Below are 24976 nucleotides of genomic sequence, written 5' to 3' on the forward strand. Positions count from 1 at the left end.
GGATCACCCGAGGTCGAGACTCGAGGCACCGAACCGGTCCTCGAGGAATCGCCCGTTGACGCGCAGCGCCTCTGCGTCGTCGTTGAGCGCAGCAGAACGGATGCTTTCCACCGCGGTCTCGATCACCCCCAACTGCCCGATCAGCTCATCAGCAGCGCTCGAGCCGTTCGCGAACCGGTGCTGCGCGCGCCAGTCCTCGGGCAGTGCGAGGAAGCCATTGAGGGTGTCGGGGAGATAGGTCGTCGCGGCGCGCCGAAGGGTGAAGTCGGCGTCGGTTCCCTGCGCGACGCGCGGCAGGGCCTCGCGGATCGCGTCGGCGATGCGCTGCACCGCACCGACCGCGGCCTCGGGAACCTGACCGCGGAGACGAAGGGGAAGCGCGCTCAGCTCCGAGTCGAGCGTGGCGTCGCCAACGCGAACGCCGCTCGCGGCAGTGCTGACGCCGAGCGCCCGCAGCGCGCGGGCGGCCGCGCCCTGGTCCTGTGCGGCATCGGCCGCGATCGCTGCGACACGACCGGCGAAGGCATCCAGCCACTCGCCGAGAGGCATCCGTCGCCGCGAGATGATCACCCCGCCCGAGACCCGCGCCGTCTCGGCGACCCAGGCGCCGTGCTCCTGCGCGAGGCGCAACGTCTCCGCGGCGCTCGCCAGCTTCAGCTCGGCGATGGCCCCCGGCCGGCCGCTCATGCGGTCCGACAGCGATCGGCGACGCGTCACGGTCAGCGCATCACCGGGCACGACGCGCGCCGCAGTCTCGGCGATGTGTTCGGCGACGACCGCCGGGTCGCCGGCGCTCACCCCGCCCACTGCCGGATCCGTCATCGCGCGGCTACCGCGACCCGTCGGTGAGCGGCAGGACGAGACTCGGCGTCGCGATCACGTGATCGTCGCGCAGCGGACGCACCGCGCTGCCGATCGCGAAGAACTCGGTCGTGTGGCCGCCCCAGCGGTGCGGAAGGGAGAGCAGCTGCACGCCGACGATCCCCTCAGCCGACAGCGCCTCGGCCTCGGCCTGCATGCGACCCATCGCGAGCTCGCGCGCGTCGTAGAGCGCCTCGGTGAACTGCGGGATCTCGGTATTGGCGCCCCACGTGCTGATGCCGGACTTCATGCCCCGGTGAGCGATGTGGTACACGCACGAGCCCATGACGAGGCCCAGTGGCGCGTAGCCCGCCTGGATCAGCGTCCAGAAATCCTGGCCCGAGAGGTCGGAGGTGAAGGGCAGCCCCTTGGCGTTGCGCCACGTGCCGGTCGGCGGGGCGTCATCGGCCACGACTGCGGTGCCGACCGCCACGAACTCGGCGAGGTCGTTGCCGTACTCCTTGAACTCGATCTCGAGGCGGACCCCCACGACGCCGTCGGCGCCGAGCGCCTCGGCCTCGGCTTCCATGCGGGTCATCGCCAGCTCTCGGGCGTGATACATCGCCTGACTGAGCTTGTCGAGCTCCATGTTCTGGCTCCATTTACCGATCTGGATGCCCACGTGGTACACGCTCGAGCCGAGCACCAGGCCGACCGGCCGGAAGCCGGCCTGCCGGACGAGCAGGAACTCGTTGACCGAAAGGTCGGACGTGAACAGGTTCTGACGGCCGTCAGCGAGACGCGCCCGCGCGTCACTCGGCAGGGTGACGCTGGACGTCGGATCGGTCATTTCGAGGGTGTCCTTTCGGGGCTCAGCTGAGCGGGATGACGGTGAGCGCGGAGGCGGGTGCACGCCGGTGCGTCGCGGGGAGCGGGACCAGCGTCGTTCCGACGATGGTGGCCTCGGCATGCACGTCCTTCTCCTCCTGCGAGCAGACGGTGTCGAACTCCTGCACCCACATGTCGGTGACGATGAGCTGCCCCGGGCCGTCACGCAGCGCCTTGTCGGTGATACGACGTCGCACGTCCTGCCGCGCGGCCTGGAGCACGGCGGTCATGCCCTCGATCTCGACGTTGCCCGCGAACATCGTGGTCTGCTGCTGCATCAGCCAGTCCTCGTGCTTCGTCGCGATCGAGAGCGCCATCAGGTGCCTCTCGGGGCGGAATCCGGCGAGGATCGCGGATGCGGTGTGCTCCGCGTCGAGGGAGGTGCTCCACACCGCACCCTTGCGGGTCGGGTACGGCAGCAGGATCGGGTCCGTCGAGCGCACGGCGGTGCCGACAGCCGTGTACTCCCACACCGAGACGTCAAGACGACGGCGCGTGACCGAGACGCCGACGACGCCGTGGGCGCCGAGGTACGCGGCTTCCGTCAACGCGCGGTCGACCGCGGTCTCCCACGCGCCCTCTGTCATGCGAACGTATGGTGTGAAGCTCGCGTAGCTGCCCCGGCCTGAGACCAGCACCGGGGACTGGCCCCGCATGCCGAGGCTCGCGGTGCTCCACCAGCCGCAACCGCCGCCGTTGAACGAGATGTCGACGACACTGCAGCCGAAGACTTCGCCGACGCTCTCGAAGCTGGCCGCACGGGCGCTCGCCGCGGCGGGCGCCGAGAAGAGTGAGCTGGAAGTCCGCGATGACAGCTGATGCTCGATGCGTCGGTTCGCGGCCGGGGGAAGGCCGTGCTCCCAGTTGGTCACGCGATCATCAAAGCACGTCATGGTGGCACCCTGCGTCACCCGTTCGGGGAACTCCCGGCGTGCGCCATCCCCGCACTCTCCCTGAGCGTCATGCGCTCAGGCCAGGCCGTAGGAGCTACATCAGTGACACTGTCGTCACGAAGCGGCCGACAACCACCGGGCTACGAGCATGCGAAGCGCTACGCCGATCACGAACGGCGGCACGCTCAGCAGTAGGCACCAGAGCCACGGTGCGCGCAGCCCCTCAGTGCCAAACACCATGAGCCCGCAGCCGACCCCGAGCACCAGCATGCGCGCGACATGCCAGCCGACCTTGACCCTGGTCTCGGAAGGCGCCTCACCGTCGGCGGTGCGCTCGAACGCGCCGCCAAGGGCGGCCCCAAGCAGAGCAGACGCCCCCGCAAGACCGAGCATCGAGAGGAAGGCCATGAACCCCGTCACGGCGAACCTTCACTTCGTCGTAGCCGGCGCATAGCAAGAACCTAGCCGACGCTTTCGCCCGCCGGTCGGTGACTATGCGGAGCAGGCCGCGCAGAGGCCGAAGACGTCGACGACGTGCTGGGGCTCGGTGAATCCGTTCGCGCTCGCTACGCGCTGGGCCCACTCTTCGACCTCATCGGCCTCGATCTCGATGGTGAGACCGCAGTTCCGGCAGATCAAGTGGTGATGGTGACCGATCGTCGTGCACGCACGGTAGAGCGCCTCGCCCTCCGGTGACTGCAGCGAGTCGGCGTCACCCTCGACCGCGAGCGACGCGAGCGCCCGGTACACCGTCGCGAGCCCGATGGGGGACCCGCCGTCGCGCAGCGTCGAGAACAGGCTCTGTGCGCTGATGAATCCGTCGCATTCGGACAGAGCTGCGCGCACAGCCTCGCGCTGCCACGTGTTCCTCTTCACAGCTGTCATGCCGCCACCCCTTCGAGAGCCGCCTGCTCCGCCACCCGTCGGCCAGAGACTCCGCGCCGCACACGCACCATCGCGATGACGCGGCACACGACGTAGATCGCGAACGAGATCGTCGTGACGTACGGGCTGATCGGCACCGAGCCGCCGAGCGCGAGCAGGATGCCGCCGACCATCGAGACGACCCCGAAGCACACGCTGAGCAGCGGCACCGTGATCGGAGACGCAGAGAGCTTGAGCGCGGCCGCGGCAGGCGTCACCAGGATCGAGAGCACGAGCAGCGCACCGACGATCTGCACGGACACGGCGACCGTCAGGCCCAGCAGCAGCATGAACACGATCGACAGCGCCCGCACCGGCACCCCGCGCGCAGCGGCCACGTCGGCGTCGACGGATGCGAAGGTGAGCGGCCGCCACACGATCGCGAGGCCGATGGCCACGACGATCGCGATCGCGATCAGCCAGCCCAGCTGCGGGTTGTCGATCGCGACGATCTGACCGGTGAGCAGCCCGAACTTGTTCGCGCTGCGCCCGGGGTACAGGGCGAGGCACAGAATGCCGAGACCGAGACCGAACGGCATGATGACGGCCGTGATGCTGTTCCGGTCCCGCGCGCGTGAGCCGAGAACGCCGATGAGGAGCGCGGCAACGAGCGAGCCGACCAGCGAGCCCTGCACGACGCCGACGCCGAGCAGAAGCCCGGCCGAGGCGCCCGCGAATGACAGCTCGCTGATGCCGTGCACGGCGAACGCCATGTCGCGGGTCATGACGAACACGCCGATCAGTCCGCCGATGAGACCGAGGACGGCACCGGCGATGATCGAGTTGCGCAGCAGCACGACCAGCTGGCCGTAGTCGGCGAAGTCGAAGATCTGACCCCAGAAGTCGGTTGCGAGATGCATCACAGCACCACCGCTTCCGTGTCGGGGTCGTGCTCGCACACCGCGGCATGCCCGGCGTCGTGACTCTCATCGTGAGGCGTGTGGCCGCCATCGGGAGTCCCCGCCACGATGATGCGCCCACGCGCGCGGATCACATCGACGGGTGAGCCGTACAGCTCGCTCAGGACCTCGCTGCGCAGCACCTCATCGGGCGGGCCGATGCGGAAGCGGCCGCCGGCGAGATAGAGAACCCGGTCGACCATGCCGAGCACCGGGTTGATGTCGTGGGTCACGAACAGCACACCGAAGCGGCGTTCGCGGCGATGGCGATCGATCAGCTCGCTGATCGCGCGCTGGTTGTTGAGATCGAGCGAGGCGAGCGGCTCGTCAGCGAGCAGCAATCGGGGATCGGATGCCAGTGCCTGGCCGACCCGCAACCGCTGCTGCTCGCCGCCGGAGAGGGTCGCCACGGGCACGTCGGCGTAGTCCAGAGCGCCGACGTCGGCGAGCAGCCGGTCGACGCGCGCCCGCTTGGTGCGGCTGGGCCAGAACCCCCAGCTGCGCCCGTCGATGCCGAGGCCCACCAGGTCGCGGGCCCGCAGGGGCGTGCCCTCGTCGGCGAGCTTCTGCTGCGGCACGTAGCCGATGCGCGGATTTCCCGCCGACACCTCTTCGCCGGCCACGAGAACCTCACCGCTGGTGAGTCGCTGCTGGCCGAGGATGACCCGCAGCAGGCTCGTCTTGCCCGAGCCATTTGCTCCGAGCACGGCGATGAACTCACCCGGCTGCACCTCAAGATCGACCCCGCCCCAGAGGGTGCGGTCGTCGAACCGAAGTGTCGCATCGCGAAGGCTCAGCACCGAGTCGGCAGCGGTCGCCCCCGCCGGGCGGCTGCCATGACTCTCGAGGGGCGCGCTCACTTGAGGGCCTTCGCGATCGCGTCGAGGTTCGCGGTCATCCACCCAATGTAGTTCGTGCCGGCCGGCAGGGTCTCGGTCACCGGCACGACGGCCACGCCGTTCTTCTTGGCCGCCGCCAGCACGAGTGCGGTCTGCGCGCCCGTGGTCTGCTCGTTGTAGGCGATCAGCTTCACCTTCCCGCTCTTATAGAGGTCGAGGGTCTGCTCCAGCACCGTGGGCGCGACATCCGTATCGTTCTCGATCGCTTCGCTGAACTTCTGCGGCGTCACGTTGGTGAGTCCGATCGCGTCGAGCATGTACAGCGGAACGGGTTCGGTGATCGTCACGTCGGTTCCGGCATACGTCGACTTGAGCCGCGCCTCGGTGGCCTCGAGGGTGTGCAGCTTCGCATCGAACGCGGCTGCGTTGCTGCGGAAGCTCGCGGCGTCACTCGGATCTTCCTTCGCGAAGGCATCGGCCATCGCCTGCGCGACTTTCTGCACGGTCGGGAAGTCGTACCAGAGATGCTCGTTGAAGTCGCCGCTGGCCGGATGCTGGTCGTAGCCCGAGAGCTCGGCTGCGGTGAGTACCGCCGGGTGGGTGTGCGCGGCGCTCACCATCGTCGAGACGAAGTCGTCGTACCCCCCGCCGTTGTCGATCACGACACTCGCCTTCGAGATCGCGAGCTGGTTGCGAGCGTCGGCCTGATAGTCGTGCGGGTCTTTGTTGGGGTCGTCGATGATCGAGGTCACTGCGACGTGCCGGCCGCCGATCGCGCTCGCGACCGAACCCCAGACATCGGTCGACGCGACGACCGGGATGACGCCGGTCTTCGCCGGGCTCGGAGCCGATTCCGCCGCCGAGCAGCCCGTGAGCGCGACAGCGGCGATGACGACAGCGGCGAAGGGCGCGAAAAAGCGAGATGCGGGCACCCCGCAACTCTACGTTTTATTGATAATGATTGTCAAAAGCAGTATCACAGATACGACCTCATCGCGGCAAGGCCCCTGTGACGGCGAGGATCCGGTCGATCGACTCGTGCTCGCCGACCGTGATGCGGATCCCCTCGAGCCCGAACGGTCGCACGGCGATATCGGCCGCGAAGAACGCCTCGGTCGCAGTGGGGGTCTGCTCGCCGGTCGGCAGCCAGAGAAAGTTGCCTTGAGCGGCCGGGACCGCCCAGCCCTGCTCGAGAAGCAGCCCGCGCAAGCGATCGCGACGCCGCACGATCTCGGTCACGCGCTCGTCGAGTTGCCGCTGATGCTGCTCCTCAAGACTCGCGAGTGCCGCGGCGAACCCGAGCTCGGTCACCGCGAACGGGATGGCCGTCGCGCGTGCGGCGGAGAGGATTCGCGCCGGACCGATCGCGTAGCCGACGCGCAGGCCGGCCAGCCCGTACGCCTTCGAGAAGGTGCGCGTGATCACGAGATTCGGATAGCGACCGAGGTAGTGCTCGCCGTCGACGGCGCCCGAATCGGTCACGAACTCGCGATAGGCCTCGTCGAGGATCACGAGCACGTCGGCCGGCACGCGGGTCATGAACTCTTCGAATGCCGCGGCGCGCACGGCGGGACCCGTGGGGTTGTTGGGCGAGCAGACCACGACCACGCGAGTGCGCTCGGTCACCGCCCCCGCGAGCGCATCGAGGTCGTGCTCGAGGGCGGCGGTCAGCGGCACCTGCACACTCGTGGCGCCCGCCACGGTGACGAACCCCGGGTACGCCTCGAAGGAACGGTGCGCGTAGACGATCTCGTCGCCGGGGGCCGCCGCGGCGAGGAACAACTGCTGCAGCAGGGCGGAGGATCCCGCACCGACGACGACCTCGTCGACGACGACGCCGAAGCGCTCGGCGAGCCGGGTGCGCAGGGCGACCGCCGCGCCATCGGGGTAGCGATTGATCTCGGCATGGCGCGCTGCCGCCTCGAGGACACCGGGCAGAGCCGGGTACGGATTCTCGTTGCTCGACAGCTTGAATCCGTCGGGCGAAGGGGACCGCCCCTGCGAGTACGCGGCGAGCGCGGCGATCTCGGGCCGCAGCTTCACATTCTCGGACACCCTTCAAAGGTAGCGGCGCGCCTGCCAGACTTTCGCCATGCGCTTCGTCGTGAAACTGCTGATCAACGCCTTCGCGCTGTGGCTGACGACCTACATCGTCGCCGGGGTCCACGTCACCGCCTGGCATCACGAGGGCGGCTGGCCGATGTTCTGGACCTACATCGTGCTCGCGCTGATCTTCGGCGTGGTCAACGGCATCGTCGGCACGGTGCTGCGCATCGTCGCCTTCCCGCTCTATGTGCTGACGCTCGGGCTGTTCTCGCTCATCGTGAACGGCATCCTCTTTCTCATCGTCGACTGGATCAGCGAGCACTGGCTGCACTTCGGGCTTCAGGTGGACGGGTTCTGGTGGGGCGTGCTCGGCGCCCTTGTGCTCGGCATCATCAGCTGGATCGTCGGGTTGTTCGTGCGGCCGCTCACCCGCCCGCAGCGGGCTTAGCGCGCGGCTCGCGCTCACCGCGCCACATCGTCACCTCGGCCTGGCCGCCGCCGGTGAACTGCGCCAGCGTGGCGCGCGCGGCGACCAGGCGCTCGTCGGTCGACGCATCCATCGCCTGCGCCGTGAGACCGTAGCCGGGCATCGAATGCGACGCGAGTCCGTCGCGAGGCCCCGCCTTCGGCGCCGTCTCCCGTACCAGCAGGCGCGAGTCATCGAGGCGCGCGCTGCCGCCGAGAGCTGGCACGGGGTCGTCGCGATGCTCGACGGCGACGTCGAGAGTGCGCCGCGGCACAGCGACCCCGGCGGTCGGCGAGCCGAAGGTCACCAGCATGGGCACCGGCGCGAACGCACTGGCCGCGAGCGCAGTGGCGACGATGCCGCCCTGCGAGTGGCCGACCGGAAGCACCGCCTCGCCGGGGCGCCACCCGGCCTCGCGCAGGGCCGCGACCGTCGCTCGGGTGGAACCCGCGGAGCGCCCGGCCAGCCCGACGACGTTGGACGTGTCGTCCCACGGCTCGTCACCCGGCACGATCCCCCAGTCGCTCGTGCCCGCTACGTAGACGACCCAGCGCGCGTCACCTTCCGCGGACAGGTAGCGCTCGACACGGACCTGAGGCTCGCCACGCACGGCGGGCGGAATACGCCCAGCCAGTTCGCCGAATCCGCCCGGCGGCGGCGCGATGCCGGCCACGGATGCGTCGCCCTCGCGCACCGCGCCCACCGGAGTCTCTTCGAGCGCACGCCCCGGCACCGCCTGCACCACGGCGAGGAGCGCTGCGAGGTCGACGGAGTCGGCGACTCCGCGCAGGGCCGTGACGAACCGGGGATCGTCCAGAGCGAGCCCGCCCGCCTGCGCGCTGCTCGCGGCGAGCACTGCGGCCGCAAAGGGGACGGTCACCCGTGGGCCGGCCATAGTGGCCAGCCACCGCTGCTCGGCGAGCGCGAATCGCTCGGCACCCCCGTAGACCTCGGCAGCGATGCGGAGCTCCATCGACAGACGCGCAGCATCGACGGCGAGCTCGCCGAGTTCATGAACTGCCGCCCGCAGAGCCCACGAGGCGGGCGACATGGATGCGAGCCAGCCGTCGGAGGCGACGAACGCGGCGGTCGCGACCGCGGACTCACGTGCCTGCCCGGCCCGGCGGGCAGCGCGATCGAGCGCGCGCTCGGCTTCGAGCAGCGCCTCGGTCGTGACCGCGAGCGAGCTGCCGCCCGATACCTCCATGCTCACAGCGCGAGCTCGGCCGCCTCGATCGCGGCGAGCGCGGCGCCGAGGCGCAACCGAACTCGCGCCAGACGCAGGCGATACATCGCGTTCGCCGGGCCGTGCCACGGTCCCACGCTCGGCAGGCTCGCATCGATCAGCTGACATTCCGCGCGCAGCGCGCGCACGCGAGCGCGCGTCGCCGCACGATCGAGCTCTCGCTGAGGTGCGCTCACGGCAGCGTCGTACATCGTCATCCACTCCGGCGCGGGGTGGGTGCGAGCAAGCCTGCCAGCGCTCACCGAGCCGCGGGACGAGCGGAGAAGCATCCGTGCACATCAGCGGAAAGCGGCCACCTGTGCAGGGCGAGATCCCTTGCGGGGTGCGGCAGAATAGGCGGGTGACGTTCGCCTCGACCACCGACGACGAGGTCACCCCCAACCTCTTCCGGGTGTGCTTCGTGTGCAGCGGCAACATCTGCCGCTCGCCGATGGCCGAGGTCGTCTTCCGCGAACTCGCCGACAAGGCCGGCGTCGGGGGGCGCGTGAGCTCAAGCTCCGCCGGAACGGGTGACTGGCACGTCGGCGAGCCGGCCGATGCGCGGGCCGTCTCGGCGATGCGCCGACGCGGCTACGACGGCGAGCTGCACCGCGCCCGGCAGTTCGACCCCGAGTGGTTCGCCGACCTCGACCTCGTCGTCGCGCTCGACCGCAGCCATCGCCGCATCCTCGACCACTGGGCGACGACAGCTGACGACCGGGCCAAGCTCACGATGCTGCTCGACTTCATGCCGCACCACGGCGACAACCGTGACGTGCCCGACCCCTATTACTCCGACGACGCCATGTTCGACGTCGTGCTCGATCTCGTCGAGCGCGCCTGCGCCGGCCTCGTGCGCCAGCTCGAACCGGCGCTCAAACACGAATTCCGCCACTAAGGACCTGAACCAAATAGATGAACGACCAGCTGCCCGCTCTTCCGCCCCAGCCGATCAGCCCCCTCGACGGGCGTTACCGTGCGGCGGTCACCGCGCTCGGCGACCACCTGTCGGAGGCCGGGCTCAACCGGGCGCGCGTGCACGTCGAGGTCGAGTGGCTCATCTACCTGACCAGCCGCTCGATGTTCGGCTCGATGCCGCTCACCGCCGAGCAGACGCAGCAGCTGCGCGCATTCGCAGCGGGCTTCGGCGACCTCGAGATCTCGGCACTCGCTGAGATCGAGGCGACCACCCGCCATGACGTGAAGGCCGTCGAGTATCTGATCCGCGCCGAGCTCGACCGCCTGGGGCTCGCCGCGATCGCCGAGCTCACCCACTTCGCCTGCACCAGCGAGGACATCAACAATCTGTCCTACGCGCTCACCGTGAAGGCAGCCCACGAACAGGTCTGGCTGCCCAAGCTCCGCACTGTCGTCGCCGCTCTGGGCGAGCTCGCGCAGGAGCACAAGGGCGCCGCGATGCTGTCCCGCACCCACGGGCAGCCGGCGACGCCGACCACGATGGGCAAGGAGCTCGCGGTGTTCGTCTACCGCCTCGAGCGCGTGATCGGGCAGCTCGAGCAATCCGAGTATCTCGGCAAGTTCAGCGGCGCGACCGGCACATTCGCGGCACACCTCGTCGCCGATCCCGACACCGACTGGCCCGCGGTGAGCCGCGAATTCGTCGAAGGGCTCGGGCTCAGCTGGAATCCGCTCACCACCCAGATCGAGTCGCACGACTGGCAGGCCGAGCTGTACGGCAAGGTCGCGCACGCGAACCGGATCCTGCACAACCTTGCGACAGATATCTGGACGTACATCTCACTCGGCTACTTCCGCCAGATTCCCGTCGCCGGTGCCACCGGTTCGTCGACGATGCCCCACAAGATCAATCCGATCCGGTTCGAGAACGCTGAGGCGAACCTCGAGATCTCGTCCGCCCTCCTCGACTCGCTCGCCGCGACGCTCGTAACCACGCGACTGCAGCGCGACCTGACGGATTCGACCACCCAGCGCAACATCGGTGTCGCGTTCGGCCACTCGCTGCTGGCGCTCGACAACCTTCAGCGCGGGCTGCGCGAGATCTCACTCGATACGGATGCTTTGACCGCCGACCTCGACCGCAACTGGGAAGTGCTCGCCGAGGCGATCCAGACTGTCATCCGGGCCGAGGTGACCGCGGGGCGCTCGACGATCGAGGATCCGTACGCCGTGCTGAAGGAACTCACTCGCGGGCACCGGGTCGGCCCCGCCGAGCTGGCCGAGTTCGTCGCAGGACTCGACATCGGCGATGCGGCCAAGGCTCGCCTGCTGGCCCTCACCCCGGCCACCTACATCGGCGTGGCCCCGGCGCTGCTCGCCTACCTCCGCTGAGCGCGCGGCGCCCCCTCGCCCGTCGCCGGCCGCCCGTCGCCCGTCGCCCGTCGCCCGTCGCAGGCGGCGTGACTGTGCCCGATTGGCGCAACTGTGCCCGGTGTAGCAGCCACAGTTGCGCCATTCGGGCACAACAACGCGCCGTTCGGGCACAGCGGCGTGACGAACGGGCGGCGTGACGAACGGGCACAGATAGGCACCGTTCGAAGACGGACGGGGCGCTAGTGGCCCTCTGGGCCGTGCCCCTCGGCCGGCTTCTCGGGCGGGTCGATGAGGACCGGGCGGCTGCCGCCGTGCCGTGCGTCCTGCTCAGCGATATCGGCCTTCTCGTCGTCGGTCGGCTTGATCGACTGCACGAACAGCGCGGTCACCACGAGCGCGATGATGAACACGACACCGCACCCGACCACGGCGACGATCCACGAGCGCGATCCCATCCACATGATCAGGCCCGCGAACACCGCGAGAATCGCCGAGCCGCCGACCAGCTCGGCCGGGCGCAGCACCTCGCGACGCGACGGCTTACGGCCGGCAGAAGGGCGGGACTTTCGGGCGCTCATGCGTGGGACTCCGTGTTCTCAGCGGCGCTGGCCTGCTGCGTCGGGTTCGCCCACTTGAGGGAGAACGCGCCGATCGCGAGGTAGACGCCGATGACGATGGCGTAGGCGCCGAACAGACCGACGGCGAGCCGGTTGTCGGCGGGGATGATCAGGTAGAGGATCGCGAGCACGACCGTCGCAGCGCCGACCAGCATGCGGTCGCGGGCGGCGACGACAACGGATGCTTCGACCACGCCGCGCCGCGCGCGCCACCCGCCGAACAGCTCCGTCACACCCGTGAGCAGCGCCCAGACGCTGACACCGTAGAGCAGCGCCCCGAGGGCGCCCGTGTGCACGATCAGCGTCACGATGCCGGCGGCCACGCCGAGCGCGCCCTGCACGATCCAGAGCGATCGCTTTCCGGCATCCGTCACGAACCAGAACGCGCCGACCGCGAGCCCGCTGACGATCGCGAACAGAGCGAACATCGCGATGCCGAAGGCGGCGGTGTGGTCCTGGTTCAGTGTGATGACGAAGCCTGCGGCGAAGGCGATCACGGCACGCACCAGCTGGGCGAGCCAATACCGAGCGGCCACGTACACCTTCTTCGCGAGGACAGGGGGGATCGTCTCTCAGTCTACGTGCGGCCCTCTTGTGCCTTTTCTGCGAGCCGCTCCCGGGGCGATGTCAGGCGCGCCCGCTATGACCCCTGCGTCGGCACGACGACCGGCATCGTTCCGGTGGTCGGCGCCGGGTCGTCGGCCGCGAGCGTCGGGATCGACGCCGTCATCACCGAGCCGTCGGGACGCAGTTCGCCCTTGATCGCGCTGGTGCTCGGCGATCCGTGGCGGATCGGCCCCTGACCGTCGAGCGGGATCAGCACGGGCTCGTCGCGCCGCACCTCGTACTCCTCGCCGCGAACGCTGACCAGAACGCTTTCGCCCTCCTCGACCCGCAGCTGCACGCTCTCGCGCCGCAGCTCGACCCGCAGGCGGCTGCCGCGAACGGTGAGCCGATACCGGATGCCTTCCCACTGCGACGGCAGGCGCGGGTCCATCGAGAGCTTGCCCAGGTAGTCCCGAAGGCCCCCGAAGCCCCACACGAGCGAGGTCCACACGCCGCCGGCCGACGCGACATGCGCGCCGTCGACGGCGTTGTGGTGCAGATCGGCGAGGTCGACGTACGCGGCGTCGAGGAAGTAGTCGACCGCGAGCTGGCTGTAGCCCACCTCGGCGGCGATGATCGATTGCGCGACCGCCGAGAGCGTCGAGTCGCCCGTGGTCAGCGGGTCGTAGTACTCGAAGTCCGCGAGTTTCTGCTCCTGCGAGAACTCGTCGCCCTGCAGCACCAGCGCGAGCACGACATCAGCCTGCTTCAGCACCTGGAAGCGGTAGATCACGAGTGGGTGGTAGTGCAGCAGCAGCGGCAGCTTGTCGGCCGGCGTGTTCGGCAGATCCCACAGCTCCTTCTCGAGGAACTGCGCGTCCTGCGGATTGATGCCGAGCGCCTCGTCGTAGGGAATGTGCATCGCCTCGGCGGCACGCGCCCACTCGGTCACCTCGTCGTCGACGAGACCCAGGCGCGTCACGACGCGGCGGTACGCACTCGGGTCGTGCTCCTTCACGGCGCGCACCGCACTGACCGCACGGCGCAGGTTGGACCTCGCCATGACGTTCGTGTACAGGTTGTCGTTCACGACGGTCGTGTACTCGTCCGGCCCCGTCACGCCGTGGATGTGGAAGATCTCGCCGCCGTTGTACCGCCAGAATCCGAGGTCGGCCCACATCCGCGCCGTCTCGACGAGGATGTCGATGCCCTCTGAGTCGAGGAACGCGTCGTCGCCGGTCGCGTTCACGTACTGCGCCAGCGCGAAGGCGATGTCGGCGTCGATGTGATACTGCGCCGTGCCTGCGGCGTAATACGCCGACGACTCCTGCCCGTTGATCGTGCGCCACGGGAACAGCGCGCCGCGCTGGCTCAGCTCGTTCGCGCGAGACCGGGCGTCGTCGAGCAGCCCGTGCCGGAACCGCAGCGCGTTGCGCGCCGCGGTCGGACACGTGTAGCTCAGGAACGGCAGGACGTAGATCTCCATGTCCCAGAAGTAGTGGCCGCCGTAGCCCGAGCCCGTCACGCCCTTCGCGGGAATGCCGAGCCCGTCGGCGCGAGCGGTCGCCTGCGCGAGCTGGAACAGGTTCCACCGCACAGCCTGCTGTTCGGACGGACGGCCGAAGATCTCGACGTCGCTGCGCTGCCAGAACTGGTCGAGCCAGACCCGCTGGTCCTCGAACAGCTGGTGCACCCCGCGCTCGCGGACCCGATCGAGGGTGCGGTCGCAGCGGTCGGCGAGTTCACGCACCGGCACCGCGCTCGAGGTGTGGTAGCTGATGAACTTCGTGAGCCGGATGGGAACGCCGGCCTGCGCCTGCACCCGGTACTCCTGCTTCGCGATGTCGTCCTCAAGCAGGTATGACTGCGTCACCTCGTTATCGGTGTCGATGACGTGGTCGGCCGCCACAGCGATCGTCATGCGCGAGTTGGTGCAGCGGTAGCCGAGCAGGCTGCGGCCGCCGGAGTTGCGCTTCAAACGCGGCTGCAGCACGCGCTCGGTGAACGACTCGGCCTTGCGGGGGTCGAACCCCGCGTCGCTGAGGGCAGGGCCACCGATGCCGTAGTCGTCCTTGCGGTCCTGCCGGTTGATCAGCTGACTCGACAGCACGACCGACGCATCCGCATCGAGCACCGTCACCTCGTAGTCGACGACCGCGAGGTGACGGTCCGTGAACGACGCGAGACGACGCGAGGCGATCCGCACCCGGCGCCCCGACGGCGTGCGCCACTCGAGCTCGCGGACCAGCACGCCCTCGACGAAGTCGAGCCGCCGCTCGTACGACAGCAGCTCGGCATCCGAGATCGTGAACGGCACGTCGTCGACGTACACGCGGATCACCTTCGCGTCCGGCGCGTTCACGATCGTCTGACCCACATGGGCGAAGCCGAAGGCGTCCTCGGCGTGCCTGATGGGCCAGGTCTCGTGGAATCCGTTCACATAGCTGCCCTGGATGGCGCCCTCGCGCGCCTCCTCGTAGTTTCCGCGCATGCCGAGGTAGCCGTTCCCGACGGCGAACAGCGTCTCGGTGCGCCCGAGATCGAGCTGCGAGAACTCGCTCTCGACGATCGCCCACTCGTCGATGGGGAAGCGGTCACGGTCCAGGGGGTCGGTCGCGGAACGTCTCATTGCTCTCCCTTAACGTCGATGGATGCTGCGCCAGGTCTCGACCAATTCGGCGAGGTCGCCGACCACGATGTCGGCGCCCTCCCGCAACAGTGCGTCGCGGCCCGTGCCGCGATCGACGCCGACCACGACGAAGCCGCCCGCGCGGCCCGCCGCGACGCCTGAGGTGGCGTCTTCGACGACCACCGAGTGCGCCGCATCCGTGCCGAGGAGCTTCGCCCCGTACTCATACGTCGCGGGCGACGGCTTGCCCGCCAGACCCTGCGCCCGCGCGACCTTGCCGTCGACGACCGTGTCGAATCGGTCGCCGAGTCCGGCTGCGGCGAGCACATCGACCGCGTTGGCCGAGCTGGAGACAACGGCAGAGCGGATGCCTGACGCATCGACAGCGGCGAGGAACTCGAGCGAACCGGGGTACGGCCGCACGCCCTCGCTCGCGAGAACCCGGTTGAACTCGGCATTCTTCCGATTCCCGAGGCCGCACACCGTCTCAGCGTCGGGGCCGTCGCTCGGGTCGCCTTCGGGCAGCGTGATGCCGTGCGCAGCGAGCTCGTCGCGCACGCCGTCATACCTCGGCTTGCCGTCGATGTGCGCGAAGTAATCGGATTCCTGATAGCGCCCGGCGCCGACCCTCGCGAAGTACTCGTCGAACAGGTTCGCCCACGCGTGCATGTGCACCGCGGCGGTGGGCGTCAAGACGCCGTCCAGATCGAAGAGGACGGCGTTGACGTCTGCGAACAGGTCTGGACGCGACATGGTTCGAGCGTACCCACAGATGGGGTGCGGATCACCTCCCTCGACGCCTATCGGGTTACTCGAATATGCGCCCAGTACGGCAGACGGTTTTCGTGAGGATCAACCGTCACCCGTAGTGATACTCGCAGGCAGCGATTCGTAGTCTTCGAGCGAAACGATGGCGACCCGCTCGTGGCGTGGAGCGGATGCCTGCCAAGGAGCCGGTGCCGCGCGCAGCCATCACCGCAGCACTACATCGCGGCCATGTCGGCGAAGCGCGAATAGGCGCCCTGGAAGGCGACCGCGACGTCGCGGGTCGGACCGTTGCGGTGCTTCGCGACGATCAGATCGGCCTCACCCGCGCGCGGGCTGTCTTTGTCATAGACGTCTTCGCGGTGCAGCAGGATCACCATGTCGGCGTCTTGCTCGATCGAGCCCGACTCGCGCAGGTCGGAGAGCGCGGGGCGCTTGTCGGTGCGCTGCTCCGGACCACGGTTGAGCTGCGACAGGGCGATGACCGGCACCTGCAGTTCCTTCGCGAGCAGTTTGAGCGCACGTGAGAACTCGGAGACCTCCTGCTGGCGCGACTCGACGCGCTTGCCGCTCGTCATGAGCTGCAGGTAGTCGATGACGACCATCTTGAGACCGATGCGCTGCTTCAGCCGGCGGCACTTGGCCCGGATCTCGACGAGGGTCATGTTCGGGCTGTCGTCGATGTAGAGCGGTGCGTCGTTGATGCGCCCGCGGGTCGACGCCAGCTTCGTCCAGTCCTGCTGCTCGAGACGCCCCTTGCGCAGCACGTGCAAGGGCAGCGACCCCTCGGCGGAGAGCAGACGCATCGCGATCTCGGCGCGCCCCATCTCGAGGCTGAAGAAGATCGTCGGCATCTCGTTCTTCACCGCGGCACTGCGCGCGAAGTCGAGGGCGAGGGTCGACTTGCCCATCGCCGGTCGTGCGGCCACCACGATCATCTGACCCGGGTGCAGACCGTTCGTGAGTTCGTCGAGATCGGCGAACCCGGTCGGCACGCCGGTCATCGTTCCGTCTTTGTGGCTGGCGGCGTCGATCTCGTCGCTGGCGGCGTCGATCGCGATGTTCAGCGCGACATAGTCTTCGCTGTCGTTCGTGTTCGTGAGGTCGTAGACCTCGGCCTGCGCGCGGTTCACGAGATCGGTGACCTCGCCTTCCGCCGAGTAGCCGAGGTGCGCGATGCGCTCACCGGCGGTCACGAGGTTCCTGAGCACGCCCTTCTCGGCGACGATCTCGGCGTAGAAGCCGGCGTTGGCCGCGGTCGGCACCACGCTCGTGAGGGTGTGCAGGTACTCGACGCCGCCGGCGCGCTGCAGCTCGCCGGTCTTGATCAGCTCGTCGGTGACTGCGACGACATCGGTCGGCTCGCCGTGCGAGTAGAGGCGCAGGACCGCCTCGTAGATGACCTCGTGCTTCGGCAGGTAGAAGTCGCGGCCCCGAACCACCTCGACCACATCGGCGACGGCGTCTTTGCTCAGCAGCATGCCGCCGAGCGTGCTCTGCTCGGCGAGCTCGTCGTACGGCGGGGTGCGCCCGCCGGGGTACGACCCCGCGTCGCCGCCACGGCCGCCGTTGCGGTCATCGCGGTGGTCTTCCAGGTGCGCGATCGACAAGCCGTCTCCTCCATATGTTCCGAAACCGGGCGCAGGACTACCCGGACCCCACCCTGCTGGTGACCACCGACATCGGGGTGAACTGACTGTGCGGCGCCCCGAGCGGCGGCTTCATTGCCCCACCGCGAAGCGGCTCCCGCCACGATAGGGAAGCCGGATGACGGGTTCAACACGGCTTGTGGATAACCCTGGGGACGAACAGTGCGAAACGCCGCGGAGCGTGTGGACGGTTCCTGTGGAAAACTGTGGATTCAGAAATCCATCATTGCCGTAAAACGGCTTTGACCAGCAGTTTCACATTCGCCACCCTGTGTGTAGAAACTTGTTTAGAGTTCGGGTCGAGGGTTTGTGTTTCGGGCCTGTTGCCTGTGCACAACACTGTTGAAAACAGCCCTATTAAATGGCGATAGCGGCGGGAGGCGTCCCGCCGCTATCGGCCAGTGTGCACCTAACGGTTACCTGCTCGCAACCACCTTGAGCGTGATCGTGGCGACGATGTCGTCACGCAGCTTCACGGTCGCTTCGTGCGTGCCGGTCGACTTGATCGGCGTGACGATCTCGACGCGGCGCTTGTCGACCGCACCGAGGCCGGCGGCCTCGACTGCAGCGGCGATGTCGCCGGGCTTGACCGAGCCGAACAGGCGGCCCTCGGCGCCGGCCTTGACGGCCAGCGTGACGGGGTTCGCCTTCAGCTTCAGCGCCAGGTCCTGCGCCTCTTCGATGCTCGCGTGCTCGCGGGCGACGCGGGCGGCCTTGATGGCCTCGACCTGCTTCTGGCCGCCGCGGGTCCACGGGGTGGCGAAGCCCTGGGGCACGAGGTAGTTGCGGGCGTACCCGTTCTTGACCTCGACGACGTCACCAGCCGAACCGAGGCCGGAGACCTCGTGGGTGAGAATGACCTTCGACATTCCGTGCCTCCTTAGCGGCCAGCGCCGGCGTAGGGGAGCAGCGCCATCTCGCGTGCGTTCTTGATCGCCTTGGCGATGAGACGCTGCTCTTGAACCGACACGCCGGTGATGCGGCGGGCGCGGATCTTGCCGCGCTCAGAGATGAACTTCCGCAGGGTTGCGACGTCCTTGTAGTCGATGACACCGACGGTCACGGACTTCGCGGGAGCGGCGTTCTTGCCGTCCTTGCCCTTGCGGATCGGCTTGCGGCGGTCGCCGCTCGACTTTCCAGCCATGATGAAGATTCCTTGTTAGTAGAAAAAGAGAGTTTTAGAAGGGCGTGTCGTCGCTGTAGCCGCCCGGGGTCGACCACGGGTCGTTCGACGAGTTGTCGGCGGGCGCAGCAGGAGCCCACGGCTCTTCGACGGGAGCGTTGTTACCGCCGCCGCCGTAGTTCGAGCCGCCACCACGAGGGCCGCCGCCCGACGACTGGGCCCGCGTGATCGACGCGGTGGCGTAGCGCAGGCTGGGGCCGATCTCGTCGATCTCGAGCTCGATCGACGTGCGGTTGTTGCCGTCGCGGTCCTGGTAGTTACGCTGCCGCAGCCGGCCCTGAGCGATGACCCGCGAACCCTTGGTCAGCGTACCCGCCACATGCTCGGCGAACTCGCGCCAGACGCTCGCGCGCAGGAACAGAGCCTCACCGTCTTTCCACTCGTTGCTCGCTCGGTCGAACGTGCGCGGGGTGGAGGCGATGGTGAAGTTGGCGACCGCCAGACCGTTCTGCGTATAGCGCAGCTCGGGGTCGGCCGTCAGATTGCCGACCACAGTGATGATGGTCTCGCCGGCCATGGGACTAGGCGCCGACCTTCTCGGCGGGCTTCTTGGCAGCCTTGGCGGCCTTCGCAGCCTCGATCTTCGCGACGCGTGCCACGGCCTCTTCCGCACGCAGCACCTTGGTGCGCAGCACGGCCTCGGACAGCTTCAGCTGGCGGTCGAGCTCGGCCGTCGCCTCGGGGCTCGCGTGGAAGTCGACGACGGCGTAGATGCCCTCGGCGCGCTTGTTGATCTCGTAGGAGAGACGACGGCGGCCCCAGACATCGACCTTGTCGATCGTTCCGTTGTCGTTACGAACGACGTTGAGGAACTTGTCAAGGCTGGGAGCAACGGTGCGCTCATCGATCTCGGGATCGAGGATGACCATCAACTCGTACTGATGCATGACTAACCCACCTCCTCTGGACTCGAACGGCTGCAGTCTTTCTGCAGCAGGAGGGTATGTGCATCTGTCGTGCGCTCTACCGGGCTGAGCCGGTGGGCAGACCACAACAACCTTCATAGGATACCGGACGGAGGCTTCGCTTGCGAATCGGTCTGGTCGCGCTGCACACGTCGCCGCTCGATGCGCCCGGTCAGGGCGACTCGGGCGGCCTTAACGTCGTGGTCCGAGCGCTGGCCGACGAGCTGGCGCGGGCGGGGCACGGCGTCGAGGTGCTGACGCGCGCGACATCCGATCACGATCTCGGTCGCGTCGACACGCTCGACTCGGGCGCGCGCGTCCGCTTTCTCGAGGCGGGACCGGCCGAGCCACTCGCCAAGGAGGAACTGCCGAGGGTGACGGATGCCTTCGCGCAAGCCCTGGCTGCGCTGCCGCGCTTCGACGTGCTGCATGCGCACTACTGGCTCTCCGGCCGCGCCGCGCTGGCCGTCGCGCACGACACGCGCGCCGCGCACGTACTCAGCCTGCACACTCTCGCCGCGGTGAAGAACGCGCGACTCGCGCCCGGGGACAGCCCGGAGCCGCAGCAACGCATCGATGTCGAACGGATGCTTTCCGCCCGCTCCGACGCGGTGATCGCCTCGACCCGCAGCGAGCGCGACGCGATCGTCGCGGCGTACGGGGCGTCGCCGGAGCGCGTCGAGATCGTCGAGCCGGGCGTCGACACCCGGATCTTTCGGCCCGCGGCTCCGGCGCTCACGGCCGGCGAGCGCATCTCGGTGCTCGTCGTCGGCCGCGTGCAACCCCTCAAAGGGCAGGACATCGCGGTGCGCGCGCTCAGCCGACTCGCCCCCGGCATCCGTCCTCGGCTCTACATCGCCGGCGAGGCGAGCGGGGCCGCCGGGCAGAGCTACCGCGAGGGACTCGACCGGCTCGTCGCCGCGCGTGGGCTCGTCGACGACGTGACCTTCCTCGGATCCCTTCCCCGCGACGAGCTGGCGGAGCTGATGCGGCGCTGCGCGCTCGTGCTCGTGCCCTCCCGTTCGGAGACCTACGGCCTCGTCACGCTCGAGGCGGCCGCGAGCGGCGTGCCGGTGCTCGCGAGCGCGGCGCCGGGCCTCGTCGACTCTGTGCGCGACGGCCTGACCGGCGTGCTCGTGGAAGGTCACGACGAGCATGTCTGGGCCCGTGCGATCGAACGGATGCTTCGCGCTCCCGCCCTGCGCGCGCGGATGGCCCGCGCATCCGTCGACCACGCTCGCGCCCGCAGCTGGGAGGCGACCGCAGCGCTTCATGTCGACGTGTATCGCCGGGCCTTCCGCAATCGAATCGTTTCGACCTAGATTGAGAGCATGGCTTCGACTTCGACGAACGTGCCCACGATCACCCTCAACGACGGAAAAACCATTCCGCAGCTCGGCTTCGGCGTCTTCCGGGTCGAGCCGGAGCTGACCGCCGGCGTCGTCACGGACGCCCTCGAGGTCGGCTACCGGCACATCGACACGGCGACCGGCTATCACAACGAAGAAGGCGTCGGTCAGGCGATCGCCGCCAGCGGCATCGCGCGGGACGACATCTTCGTCACCACGAAGTTCCCCAACAACGGCGAGGCGAGCGCTGCCGACACCCTGCGCCAGAGCCTCGACTTCCTCGGCTTCGACCACGTCGACCTCTACCTCATCCACTGGCCGCGGCCGCGCCTCGGCACCGCGCTGTCGGCGTGGCAGGACCTGATCGAGCTGCAGCGCGAAGGCCTCACGACGTCGATCGGCGTCTCGAACTACCGTCTGCAGGACCTCGAGCAGATCATCGGCGAGACCGGTGTGACGCCCGCTGTCAACCAGATCGAGCTGCACCTCGAGTTCCAGCAGCGCGAACTGAAGAAGTTCCACGAGGAGCACGGCATCGCGACCGAGTCGTGGTACCCGCTCGGCGGCGGCGAGCTGTCCACGGCGCCGGCCCTCGGCGAGGTCGCGAAGGCACACGGCGTGACGCCGGCGCAGGCGATCCTGCGGTGGCAGCTGCAGACGGGCAACATCGTGATCCCGAAGTCGAGCCGACGCGAGCGCATGGCCGAGAACTTCGACCTGTTCGGCTTCACGCTCAGCGATGCCGAACTCGACGCGCTGGCCGCGATCGACCAGGGCGAGGGCGGCCGCCGCGGCTCCCACCCCGACAAGCTCTAGTCGAGCGATTCAGCCGCGACCAGCTCGACCTTGAACCGCTCAGCGTTCTCAAGGTACGCGGCGTAGTGCTCGGTTCCGCCGGCCCACGGATGACGGTCTGCATAGAGGTGCGACCACCCGTGGGCCGGCGAGGCCTCCCAGAGCTCGTCGACCTGGCGGCGCGTGCCTGCGTGGAACGCGAGGTGGCTGAGGCCAGGCATCCGTCTGTCGTGTTCGCCTGCCATCGGCGCGCGCTCGATAACCAAGTACGTCGCGCCCAGCCGCCAGCTGCGGCCGTCGCCCCATTCCTGATACGGCTCGTACCCGAGCTGCCCGAGCAGCCACCCCCACCCAGCGCTCGCACCGTCGAGGTCGCGCACGCGCAGTTCGATGTGGTGCAGGGTGCCGCGCTCGCTCATGCCCTCTATCTTGGCGGAGCGCGAATATGCCTCGGTATACTTCTGGTATGACCACCACGATCAAGGTGAGCGACGAGCTGCGCGACCGCCTGAAAGAACAGGCGTCCCGCGATGGCCTCACGCTGGGGGCACACCTTGCTCGGCTGGCTGACGCCGAAGATCGCCGCCGCCGACTTGAGGCGCTGAAGTTCGCCATCGCGAAGACGCCTCACGACCTGCTCGGCGCCTATGGTGTCGAGGCCTCCGAGTGGGAGCGCACCGAGCTCACCGACTCGACGTCGTGACCGACCTCGAACTCGCGCCCGGCGCGGTGGCCTGGGCTGCCCTCGAACCCGTGAGAGGCCGCGAGCAGGGCGGCCACCGGCCCGTGCTGGTCATCGCGTCCCATGGTTACCTCGACGCGGTGACCAGTCTTCTTATCGCATTGCCGATCACCACCACCGACCGCAACTGGCCGAACCGCGTTCGAGTCGAGGGCCCGAGCGGGCTCGACATGCCTTCATGGATCATGACCGAGCAGCCACGCACCCTCTCGCGCCATCGCCTCACTGGCATCGCAGGCGAAGTCACGCCCGCGTGCCTCGCGGCGGCTCGCACCTGGCTCGGTGACTTCCTCGACCTCTGACGCCGGCCGGGCTCAGGCCGGTCACGAGTCACCGAGCCCGAACCGGAAGAGGAATCAGTCGGGCGGTACGGTGGCGACGTGAGCGAGCTCGACGAGTGGCAGAGGCGGGTCGACGCGTTCTGGGCGGCCTTCGATGACAGCGAGCCTGAGCGGATGCGTGCGGAAATGCGTGCGCTCGTCGGCGAACGCCCCGCTGAAGACGCGACTGCGCTGGCCGAATGGGGCAGCGTGCACGACGCACTGGGACTCGAGGCGGATGCCGTCGGCCCATACCGCTCCGCTCTCGCCGCAGGGCTCGACCCCGAGAGGGCCCACCAGGTGACTCTGCAGCTCGCGAGCACGCTGCGCAATCTCGGCGAGTACGAGGCGGCCGTCGAGTTGCTCACCGACCTCGAAGCGCCCGAACTCGGCGACGCCCCAGCAGCCTTCCTCGCGTTGGCCCTGCACAGCGCGGGTCGCGCCGACGAGGCACTCGCGACCGCTTTGACTGCGCTTGCACCGCACCTGCCTCGATACGGCCGAGCGGCCGCCGCCTACGCGGCCGAGCTCGTGGGAGACGCCCCCGAATAAGTAGCGGCGGCCGGCGCTGACCCCGGCTACACCGCGAAGTCGGCGATCGCGCGCCGCATCGCGGCCCAGCCATCCGGGCCGCCATGACCGTCGTCGGTGATCACCAGGCTGCTGCCGGGCCACGCCTGGTGCAGCCGGTACGCGACGACGGCGGGCCCGGAGATGTCACGCCGACCGTGCACGAGCACCCCGGGGATGCCGCCGAGGCGCGGCATCCGTTTGATGATGTCATCGCCGCCGAAGCCCGAGTTCGACCAATAGTGCGTCACCAGCGTCGCTAGCACGTCTCGGGTCAGGGGGTCGTACCAGCGCGGATCCGACGCCCAGCCGGGCCCGAGCGAGACGTGCGTGTCCTCCCAGCGCCCCCATGCCGCGGCGGCCGCGGCGCGTACCGCAGGGTCCGGGGCGCGCAGGGCGCGAGCGTACGCGTCGACGATCCGCTCGCCGGGGTCTCTAGCGACGGCTGCCGCGAACCGGTCCCATTCCTCGGGGAAGACGCGGCCCATCGACTCGGTGATCCACTCGACCTCGGCTCGCGAGGTGGTGGTCACGGCGAGGAGCGCGATCGCGGTCACGCGCTCCGGGTGGGCCTGCGCATAGGCGAGCGCGAGAGTCGCGCCCCACGATGCGCCGGTCACCATCCAGCGCTCGATCCCGAAGTGCTCGCGGACGGCCTCAATGTCATCGATCTGCGCGGAAGTCGTGTTCGAGTCGAGCAGGTCGAGACGGTCGGTCACCAGCGGTGTGCTGCGCCCGCAGCCGCGCTGGTCGAACGCGATCGCGTGCTGGCGATCCGGGTCGATCCGCTTGCGATACGCAGTGCCGGCGCCGCTTCCCGGCCCGCCGTGCAACCACAGCACGGCCGGGCCGCTCGGATCGCCGACGGACTCGACGTACAGCTCGTTGCCGTCAGCGACCTTCAGGCGCCCGGAGCGAATCGACACGGCATCCGTCACCCCGTCAGCCTAGGCACACGCCTCAGCTCAGATGCCGGTCACCAGCCTCACGCCGGTCGCGAGTTGGCTCAGCAGGTGACCCGGAAGGCGCCCGACGGCGAATTGCTGCAGGTCCGCACGGCTGACGGGGCCGAGTTGCGTCACGAGAGCGACGGAGTCCCTCTCGAGGCCGGAAGCGACAGCAGGAACGAGCACGTTGCCGGGGAATGCCTCGAGCGCGAGATTCGACGTCAACGGAATCACCTGCACCGTGTTGATGGCGGTGGCGAGAAGCCAATCCTCCTGGAGCACGACGGCGGGGCGCACCTTTGCGGGCTGCGAGCCGCGTGGCTCCCCGAAGTCGACCCACACGACGTCGCCGCGACTGATCACCAGTCTGAATCCGTGTCCATGATCCGCCGCGATTCGCCGAGGAAGAGGCCGTCCTCCGAGGGCTGCCCGTGGTGCGCGAGCACAGCAGCGGCGATAGCCGTCAGCGCGCTGCTTCCTTCTAGTTCATCAGCGAGCTTCCTTCCGGCGCGCCGGTAGAACTCGGAGCGGCTCATGCCGTTGCGTGCCGCGACCCTCTCGAACCGCTGGAAGTCGTCATCGGGGACAGAGATCGCGGTCTTCATTGTCAAAGTATAACTAGTATAACTACCATCTGGCAGCGATTCCGACAGAATCGTCGGATGGGCGACTTCGTAGTAGTATGA

32 protein-coding genes are annotated in these 24976 nt (G+C 68.7%); 8 read left to right on the forward strand and 24 right to left on the reverse strand.

Annotated elements, in window-relative coordinates:
• Nucleotides 1-3: 3 nt before the first annotated feature.
• From ACFOYW_RS11105 to ACFOYW_RS11145, 9 genes are all read right to left on the reverse strand, one after another.
• Complete coding sequence (locus ACFOYW_RS11105) at nt 4-822, reverse strand: hypothetical protein (RefSeq protein ID WP_390228997.1); 819 nt, start codon at nt 820-822, stop codon at nt 4-6.
• A 7-nt stretch (nt 823-829) separates the two neighbouring features.
• The gene (locus ACFOYW_RS11110) at nt 830-1651 is read right to left on the reverse strand and encodes a heavy metal-binding domain-containing protein (RefSeq protein WP_390228998.1); all 822 of its coding nucleotides are present in this window, start codon (nt 1649-1651) and stop codon (nt 830-832) included.
• A 22-nt stretch (nt 1652-1673) separates the two neighbouring features.
• Nucleotides 1674-2582, reverse strand: coding sequence for a heavy metal-binding domain-containing protein (locus tag ACFOYW_RS11115; RefSeq protein ID WP_390228999.1), 909 nt, complete (start codon nt 2580-2582; stop codon nt 1674-1676).
• Between the two features lie 114 nt (nt 2583-2696).
• On the reverse strand, nt 2697-3002 hold the full coding sequence (locus ACFOYW_RS11120; protein ID WP_390229000.1) for a hypothetical protein: 306 nt from the start codon (nt 3000-3002) through the stop codon (nt 2697-2699).
• A gap of 72 nt (nt 3003-3074) precedes the next feature.
• Nucleotides 3075-3467 carry a Fur family transcriptional regulator gene (locus tag ACFOYW_RS11125; RefSeq protein WP_390229001.1) on the reverse strand — a complete coding sequence of 131 codons (393 nt, stop codon included), beginning with the start codon at nt 3465-3467 and terminating at the stop codon, nt 3075-3077.
• A complete protein-coding gene (locus ACFOYW_RS11130; RefSeq protein WP_390229625.1) occupies nt 3464-4366 on the reverse strand; it encodes a metal ABC transporter permease in 903 nt (300 codons plus the stop codon). The genes ACFOYW_RS11125 and ACFOYW_RS11130 overlap by 4 nt, the downstream gene beginning before the upstream one ends.
• A complete protein-coding gene (locus tag ACFOYW_RS11135) occupies nt 4366-5265 on the reverse strand; it encodes a metal ABC transporter ATP-binding protein (RefSeq protein ID WP_390229002.1) in 900 nt (299 codons plus the stop codon). Before ACFOYW_RS11135 ends, ACFOYW_RS11130 begins: the two co-directional genes overlap by 1 nt.
• The gene (locus ACFOYW_RS11140) at nt 5262-6176 is read right to left on the reverse strand and encodes a metal ABC transporter solute-binding protein, Zn/Mn family (protein WP_390229003.1); all 915 of its coding nucleotides are present in this window, start codon (nt 6174-6176) and stop codon (nt 5262-5264) included. The genes ACFOYW_RS11135 and ACFOYW_RS11140 overlap by 4 nt, the downstream gene beginning before the upstream one ends.
• A 58-nt stretch (nt 6177-6234) precedes the next feature.
• Nucleotides 6235-7299, reverse strand: coding sequence for a histidinol-phosphate transaminase (locus ACFOYW_RS11145; protein WP_390229004.1), 1065 nt, complete (start codon nt 7297-7299; stop codon nt 6235-6237).
• A gap of 37 nt (nt 7300-7336) precedes the next feature.
• Between ACFOYW_RS11145 and ACFOYW_RS11150 the strand changes: the two genes are divergently transcribed.
• Nucleotides 7337-7738 carry a phage holin family protein gene (locus tag ACFOYW_RS11150; RefSeq protein ID WP_390229005.1) on the forward strand — a complete coding sequence of 134 codons (402 nt, stop codon included), beginning with the start codon at nt 7337-7339 and terminating at the stop codon, nt 7736-7738.
• Here the strand turns inward: ACFOYW_RS11150 and ACFOYW_RS11155 are convergent.
• Both ACFOYW_RS11155 and ACFOYW_RS11160 read right to left on the reverse strand, forming a co-directional pair.
• Nucleotides 7716-8969: a hypothetical protein gene (locus ACFOYW_RS11155; RefSeq protein ID WP_390229006.1), complete on the reverse strand. Its 1254-nt coding sequence runs from the start codon at nt 8967-8969 to the stop codon at nt 7716-7718. The two genes, ACFOYW_RS11150 and ACFOYW_RS11155, sit on opposite strands and share 23 nt — an antisense overlap.
• Nucleotides 8966-9178, reverse strand: a complete 213-nt coding sequence (locus ACFOYW_RS11160; protein WP_390229007.1) for a hypothetical protein — start codon at nt 9176-9178, stop codon at nt 8966-8968. Before ACFOYW_RS11160 ends, ACFOYW_RS11155 begins: the two co-directional genes overlap by 4 nt.
• A 164-nt stretch (nt 9179-9342) precedes the next feature.
• Here ACFOYW_RS11160 and ACFOYW_RS11165 point away from each other — a divergent pair, with 164 nt between their 5' ends.
• Together ACFOYW_RS11165 and purB are read left to right on the forward strand one after the other, a co-directional pair.
• Complete coding sequence (locus tag ACFOYW_RS11165) at nt 9343-9879, forward strand: low molecular weight protein-tyrosine-phosphatase (RefSeq protein WP_390229008.1); 537 nt, start codon at nt 9343-9345, stop codon at nt 9877-9879.
• A 29-nt stretch (nt 9880-9908) separates the two neighbouring features.
• A complete protein-coding gene (purB, locus tag ACFOYW_RS11170; RefSeq protein ID WP_390229627.1) occupies nt 9909-11291 on the forward strand; it encodes an adenylosuccinate lyase in 1383 nt (460 codons plus the stop codon).
• 221 nt (nt 11292-11512) lie between these two features.
• Here purB and ACFOYW_RS11175 read toward each other — a convergent pair whose 3' ends face one another.
• The 9 genes from ACFOYW_RS11175 to rpsF all read right to left on the reverse strand — a co-directional run bounded on the left by ACFOYW_RS11175 (nt 11513) and on the right by rpsF (nt 19549).
• Nucleotides 11513-11851, reverse strand: a complete 339-nt coding sequence (locus tag ACFOYW_RS11175; RefSeq protein ID WP_390229009.1) for a hypothetical protein — start codon at nt 11849-11851, stop codon at nt 11513-11515.
• Nucleotides 11848-12426, reverse strand: coding sequence for an HdeD family acid-resistance protein (locus ACFOYW_RS11180; RefSeq protein WP_390229010.1), 579 nt, complete (start codon nt 12424-12426; stop codon nt 11848-11850). Before ACFOYW_RS11180 ends, ACFOYW_RS11175 begins: the two co-directional genes overlap by 4 nt.
• Nucleotides 12427-12530: 104 nt before the next feature.
• On the reverse strand, nt 12531-15065 hold the full coding sequence (locus ACFOYW_RS11185) for a glycoside hydrolase family 65 protein (RefSeq protein ID WP_390229011.1): 2535 nt from the start codon (nt 15063-15065) through the stop codon (nt 12531-12533).
• A gap of 9 nt (nt 15066-15074) precedes the next feature.
• The gene (locus ACFOYW_RS11190; protein ID WP_390229012.1) at nt 15075-15818 is read right to left on the reverse strand and encodes an HAD family hydrolase; all 744 of its coding nucleotides are present in this window, start codon (nt 15816-15818) and stop codon (nt 15075-15077) included.
• A 230-nt stretch (nt 15819-16048) separates the two neighbouring features.
• The gene (gene dnaB, locus ACFOYW_RS11195) at nt 16049-17440 is read right to left on the reverse strand and encodes a replicative DNA helicase (RefSeq protein WP_390229013.1); all 1392 of its coding nucleotides are present in this window, start codon (nt 17438-17440) and stop codon (nt 16049-16051) included.
• Nucleotides 17441-17895: 455 nt separating this feature from the next.
• Nucleotides 17896-18348 (reverse strand): 50S ribosomal protein L9, encoded by a 453-nt coding sequence (gene rplI, locus ACFOYW_RS11200; protein ID WP_390229014.1) that lies wholly within the window; start codon nt 18346-18348, stop codon nt 17896-17898.
• 11 nt (nt 18349-18359) lie between these two features.
• Nucleotides 18360-18623: a 30S ribosomal protein S18 gene (rpsR, locus tag ACFOYW_RS11205; RefSeq protein ID WP_120789059.1), complete on the reverse strand. Its 264-nt coding sequence runs from the start codon at nt 18621-18623 to the stop codon at nt 18360-18362.
• A gap of 34 nt (nt 18624-18657) precedes the next feature.
• Entirely contained in the window at nt 18658-19179 is a 522-nt protein-coding gene (locus ACFOYW_RS11210) for a single-stranded DNA-binding protein (RefSeq protein ID WP_390229015.1), read from the reverse strand.
• A 4-nt stretch (nt 19180-19183) separates the two neighbouring features.
• The gene (gene rpsF / locus ACFOYW_RS11215; RefSeq protein ID WP_390229016.1) at nt 19184-19549 is read right to left on the reverse strand and encodes a 30S ribosomal protein S6; all 366 of its coding nucleotides are present in this window, start codon (nt 19547-19549) and stop codon (nt 19184-19186) included.
• A gap of 140 nt (nt 19550-19689) precedes the next feature.
• On the opposite strand from rpsF, the gene ACFOYW_RS11220 reads away from it, so the two are divergent.
• Together ACFOYW_RS11220 and ACFOYW_RS11225 are read left to right on the forward strand one after the other, a co-directional pair.
• Nucleotides 19690-20889 carry a glycosyltransferase gene (locus ACFOYW_RS11220; RefSeq protein WP_390229017.1) on the forward strand — a complete coding sequence of 400 codons (1200 nt, stop codon included), beginning with the start codon at nt 19690-19692 and terminating at the stop codon, nt 20887-20889.
• Between the two features lie 9 nt (nt 20890-20898).
• Entirely contained in the window at nt 20899-21732 is an 834-nt protein-coding gene (locus ACFOYW_RS11225; RefSeq protein ID WP_390229018.1) for an aldo/keto reductase, read from the forward strand.
• On the opposite strand, the gene ACFOYW_RS11230 is transcribed toward ACFOYW_RS11225, so the two are convergent.
• Nucleotides 21729-22130, reverse strand: a complete 402-nt coding sequence (locus ACFOYW_RS11230) for a VOC family protein (RefSeq protein ID WP_390229019.1) — start codon at nt 22128-22130, stop codon at nt 21729-21731. The genes ACFOYW_RS11225 and ACFOYW_RS11230 overlap by 4 nt on opposite strands.
• 47 nt (nt 22131-22177) lie before the next feature.
• Between ACFOYW_RS11230 and ACFOYW_RS11235 the strand changes: the two genes are divergently transcribed.
• From ACFOYW_RS11235 to ACFOYW_RS11245, 3 genes are all read left to right on the forward strand, one after another.
• A complete protein-coding gene (locus ACFOYW_RS11235) occupies nt 22178-22414 on the forward strand; it encodes a hypothetical protein (RefSeq protein ID WP_390229020.1) in 237 nt (78 codons plus the stop codon).
• Entirely contained in the window at nt 22411-22755 is a 345-nt protein-coding gene (locus tag ACFOYW_RS11240) for a type II toxin-antitoxin system PemK/MazF family toxin (protein ID WP_390229021.1), read from the forward strand. The genes ACFOYW_RS11235 and ACFOYW_RS11240 overlap by 4 nt, the downstream gene beginning before the upstream one ends.
• Before the next feature lie 78 nt (nt 22756-22833).
• Nucleotides 22834-23325 carry a tetratricopeptide repeat protein gene (locus ACFOYW_RS11245; RefSeq protein WP_390229022.1) on the forward strand — a complete coding sequence of 164 codons (492 nt, stop codon included), beginning with the start codon at nt 22834-22836 and terminating at the stop codon, nt 23323-23325.
• Between the two features lie 26 nt (nt 23326-23351).
• On the opposite strand, the gene ACFOYW_RS11250 is transcribed toward ACFOYW_RS11245, so the two are convergent.
• Genes ACFOYW_RS11250 through ACFOYW_RS11260 form a run of 3 tightly spaced genes read right to left on the reverse strand, consistent with a single transcriptional unit; the run spans nt 23352 to nt 24895 of the window.
• Nucleotides 23352-24281, reverse strand: a complete 930-nt coding sequence (locus ACFOYW_RS11250; RefSeq protein ID WP_390229023.1) for an alpha/beta fold hydrolase — start codon at nt 24279-24281, stop codon at nt 23352-23354.
• 27 nt (nt 24282-24308) lie between these two features.
• Complete coding sequence (locus ACFOYW_RS11255; RefSeq protein ID WP_390229024.1) at nt 24309-24653, reverse strand: type II toxin-antitoxin system PemK/MazF family toxin; 345 nt, start codon at nt 24651-24653, stop codon at nt 24309-24311.
• Nucleotides 24650-24895, reverse strand: coding sequence for a CopG family transcriptional regulator (locus ACFOYW_RS11260; RefSeq protein ID WP_390229025.1), 246 nt, complete (start codon nt 24893-24895; stop codon nt 24650-24652). The genes ACFOYW_RS11255 and ACFOYW_RS11260 overlap by 4 nt, the downstream gene beginning before the upstream one ends.
• Nucleotides 24896-24976 lie beyond the last annotated feature (81 nt).

The organism is Gryllotalpicola reticulitermitis, assembly GCF_042651345.1.
Lineage (GTDB): Bacteria > Actinomycetota > Actinomycetes > Actinomycetales > Microbacteriaceae > Gryllotalpicola > Gryllotalpicola reticulitermitis.

Coding starts and splice junctions, on each gene's coding strand:
- ACFOYW_RS11105 (WP_390228997.1), bottom strand. CDS start 822: ATGACGGATCCGGCAGTGGGCGGGGTGAGCGCCGGCGACCCGGCGGTC.
- ACFOYW_RS11110 (WP_390228998.1), bottom strand. CDS start 1,651: ATGACCGATCCGACGTCCAGCGTCACCCTGCCGAGTGACGCGCGGGCG.
- ACFOYW_RS11115 (WP_390228999.1), bottom strand. CDS start 2,582: ATGACGTGCTTTGATGATCGCGTGACCAACTGGGAGCACGGCCTTCCC.
- ACFOYW_RS11125 (WP_390229001.1), bottom strand. CDS start 3,467: ATGACAGCTGTGAAGAGGAACACGTGGCAGCGCGAGGCTGTGCGCGCA.
- ACFOYW_RS11130 (WP_390229625.1), bottom strand. CDS start 4,366: ATGCATCTCGCAACCGACTTCTGGGGTCAGATCTTCGACTTCGCCGAC.
- ACFOYW_RS11150 (WP_390229005.1), top strand. CDS start 7,337: ATGCGCTTCGTCGTGAAACTGCTGATCAACGCCTTCGCGCTGTGGCTG.
- ACFOYW_RS11175 (WP_390229009.1), bottom strand. CDS start 11,851: ATGAGCGCCCGAAAGTCCCGCCCTTCTGCCGGCCGTAAGCCGTCGCGT.
- ACFOYW_RS11185 (WP_390229011.1), bottom strand. CDS start 15,065: ATGAGACGTTCCGCGACCGACCCCCTGGACCGTGACCGCTTCCCCATC.
- ACFOYW_RS11190 (WP_390229012.1), bottom strand. CDS start 15,818: ATGTCGCGTCCAGACCTGTTCGCAGACGTCAACGCCGTCCTCTTCGAT.
- rplI (WP_390229014.1), bottom strand. CDS start 18,348: ATGTCGAAGGTCATTCTCACCCACGAGGTCTCCGGCCTCGGTTCGGCT.
- rpsR (WP_120789059.1), bottom strand. CDS start 18,623: ATGGCTGGAAAGTCGAGCGGCGACCGCCGCAAGCCGATCCGCAAGGGC.
- ACFOYW_RS11210 (WP_390229015.1), bottom strand. CDS start 19,179: ATGGCCGGCGAGACCATCATCACTGTGGTCGGCAATCTGACGGCCGAC.
- rpsF (WP_390229016.1), bottom strand. CDS start 19,549: ATGCATCAGTACGAGTTGATGGTCATCCTCGATCCCGAGATCGATGAG.
- ACFOYW_RS11225 (WP_390229018.1), top strand. CDS start 20,899: ATGGCTTCGACTTCGACGAACGTGCCCACGATCACCCTCAACGACGGA.
- ACFOYW_RS11230 (WP_390229019.1), bottom strand. CDS start 22,130: ATGAGCGAGCGCGGCACCCTGCACCACATCGAACTGCGCGTGCGCGAC.
- ACFOYW_RS11235 (WP_390229020.1), top strand. CDS start 22,178: ATGACCACCACGATCAAGGTGAGCGACGAGCTGCGCGACCGCCTGAAA.
- ACFOYW_RS11260 (WP_390229025.1), bottom strand. CDS start 24,895: ATGAAGACCGCGATCTCTGTCCCCGATGACGACTTCCAGCGGTTCGAG.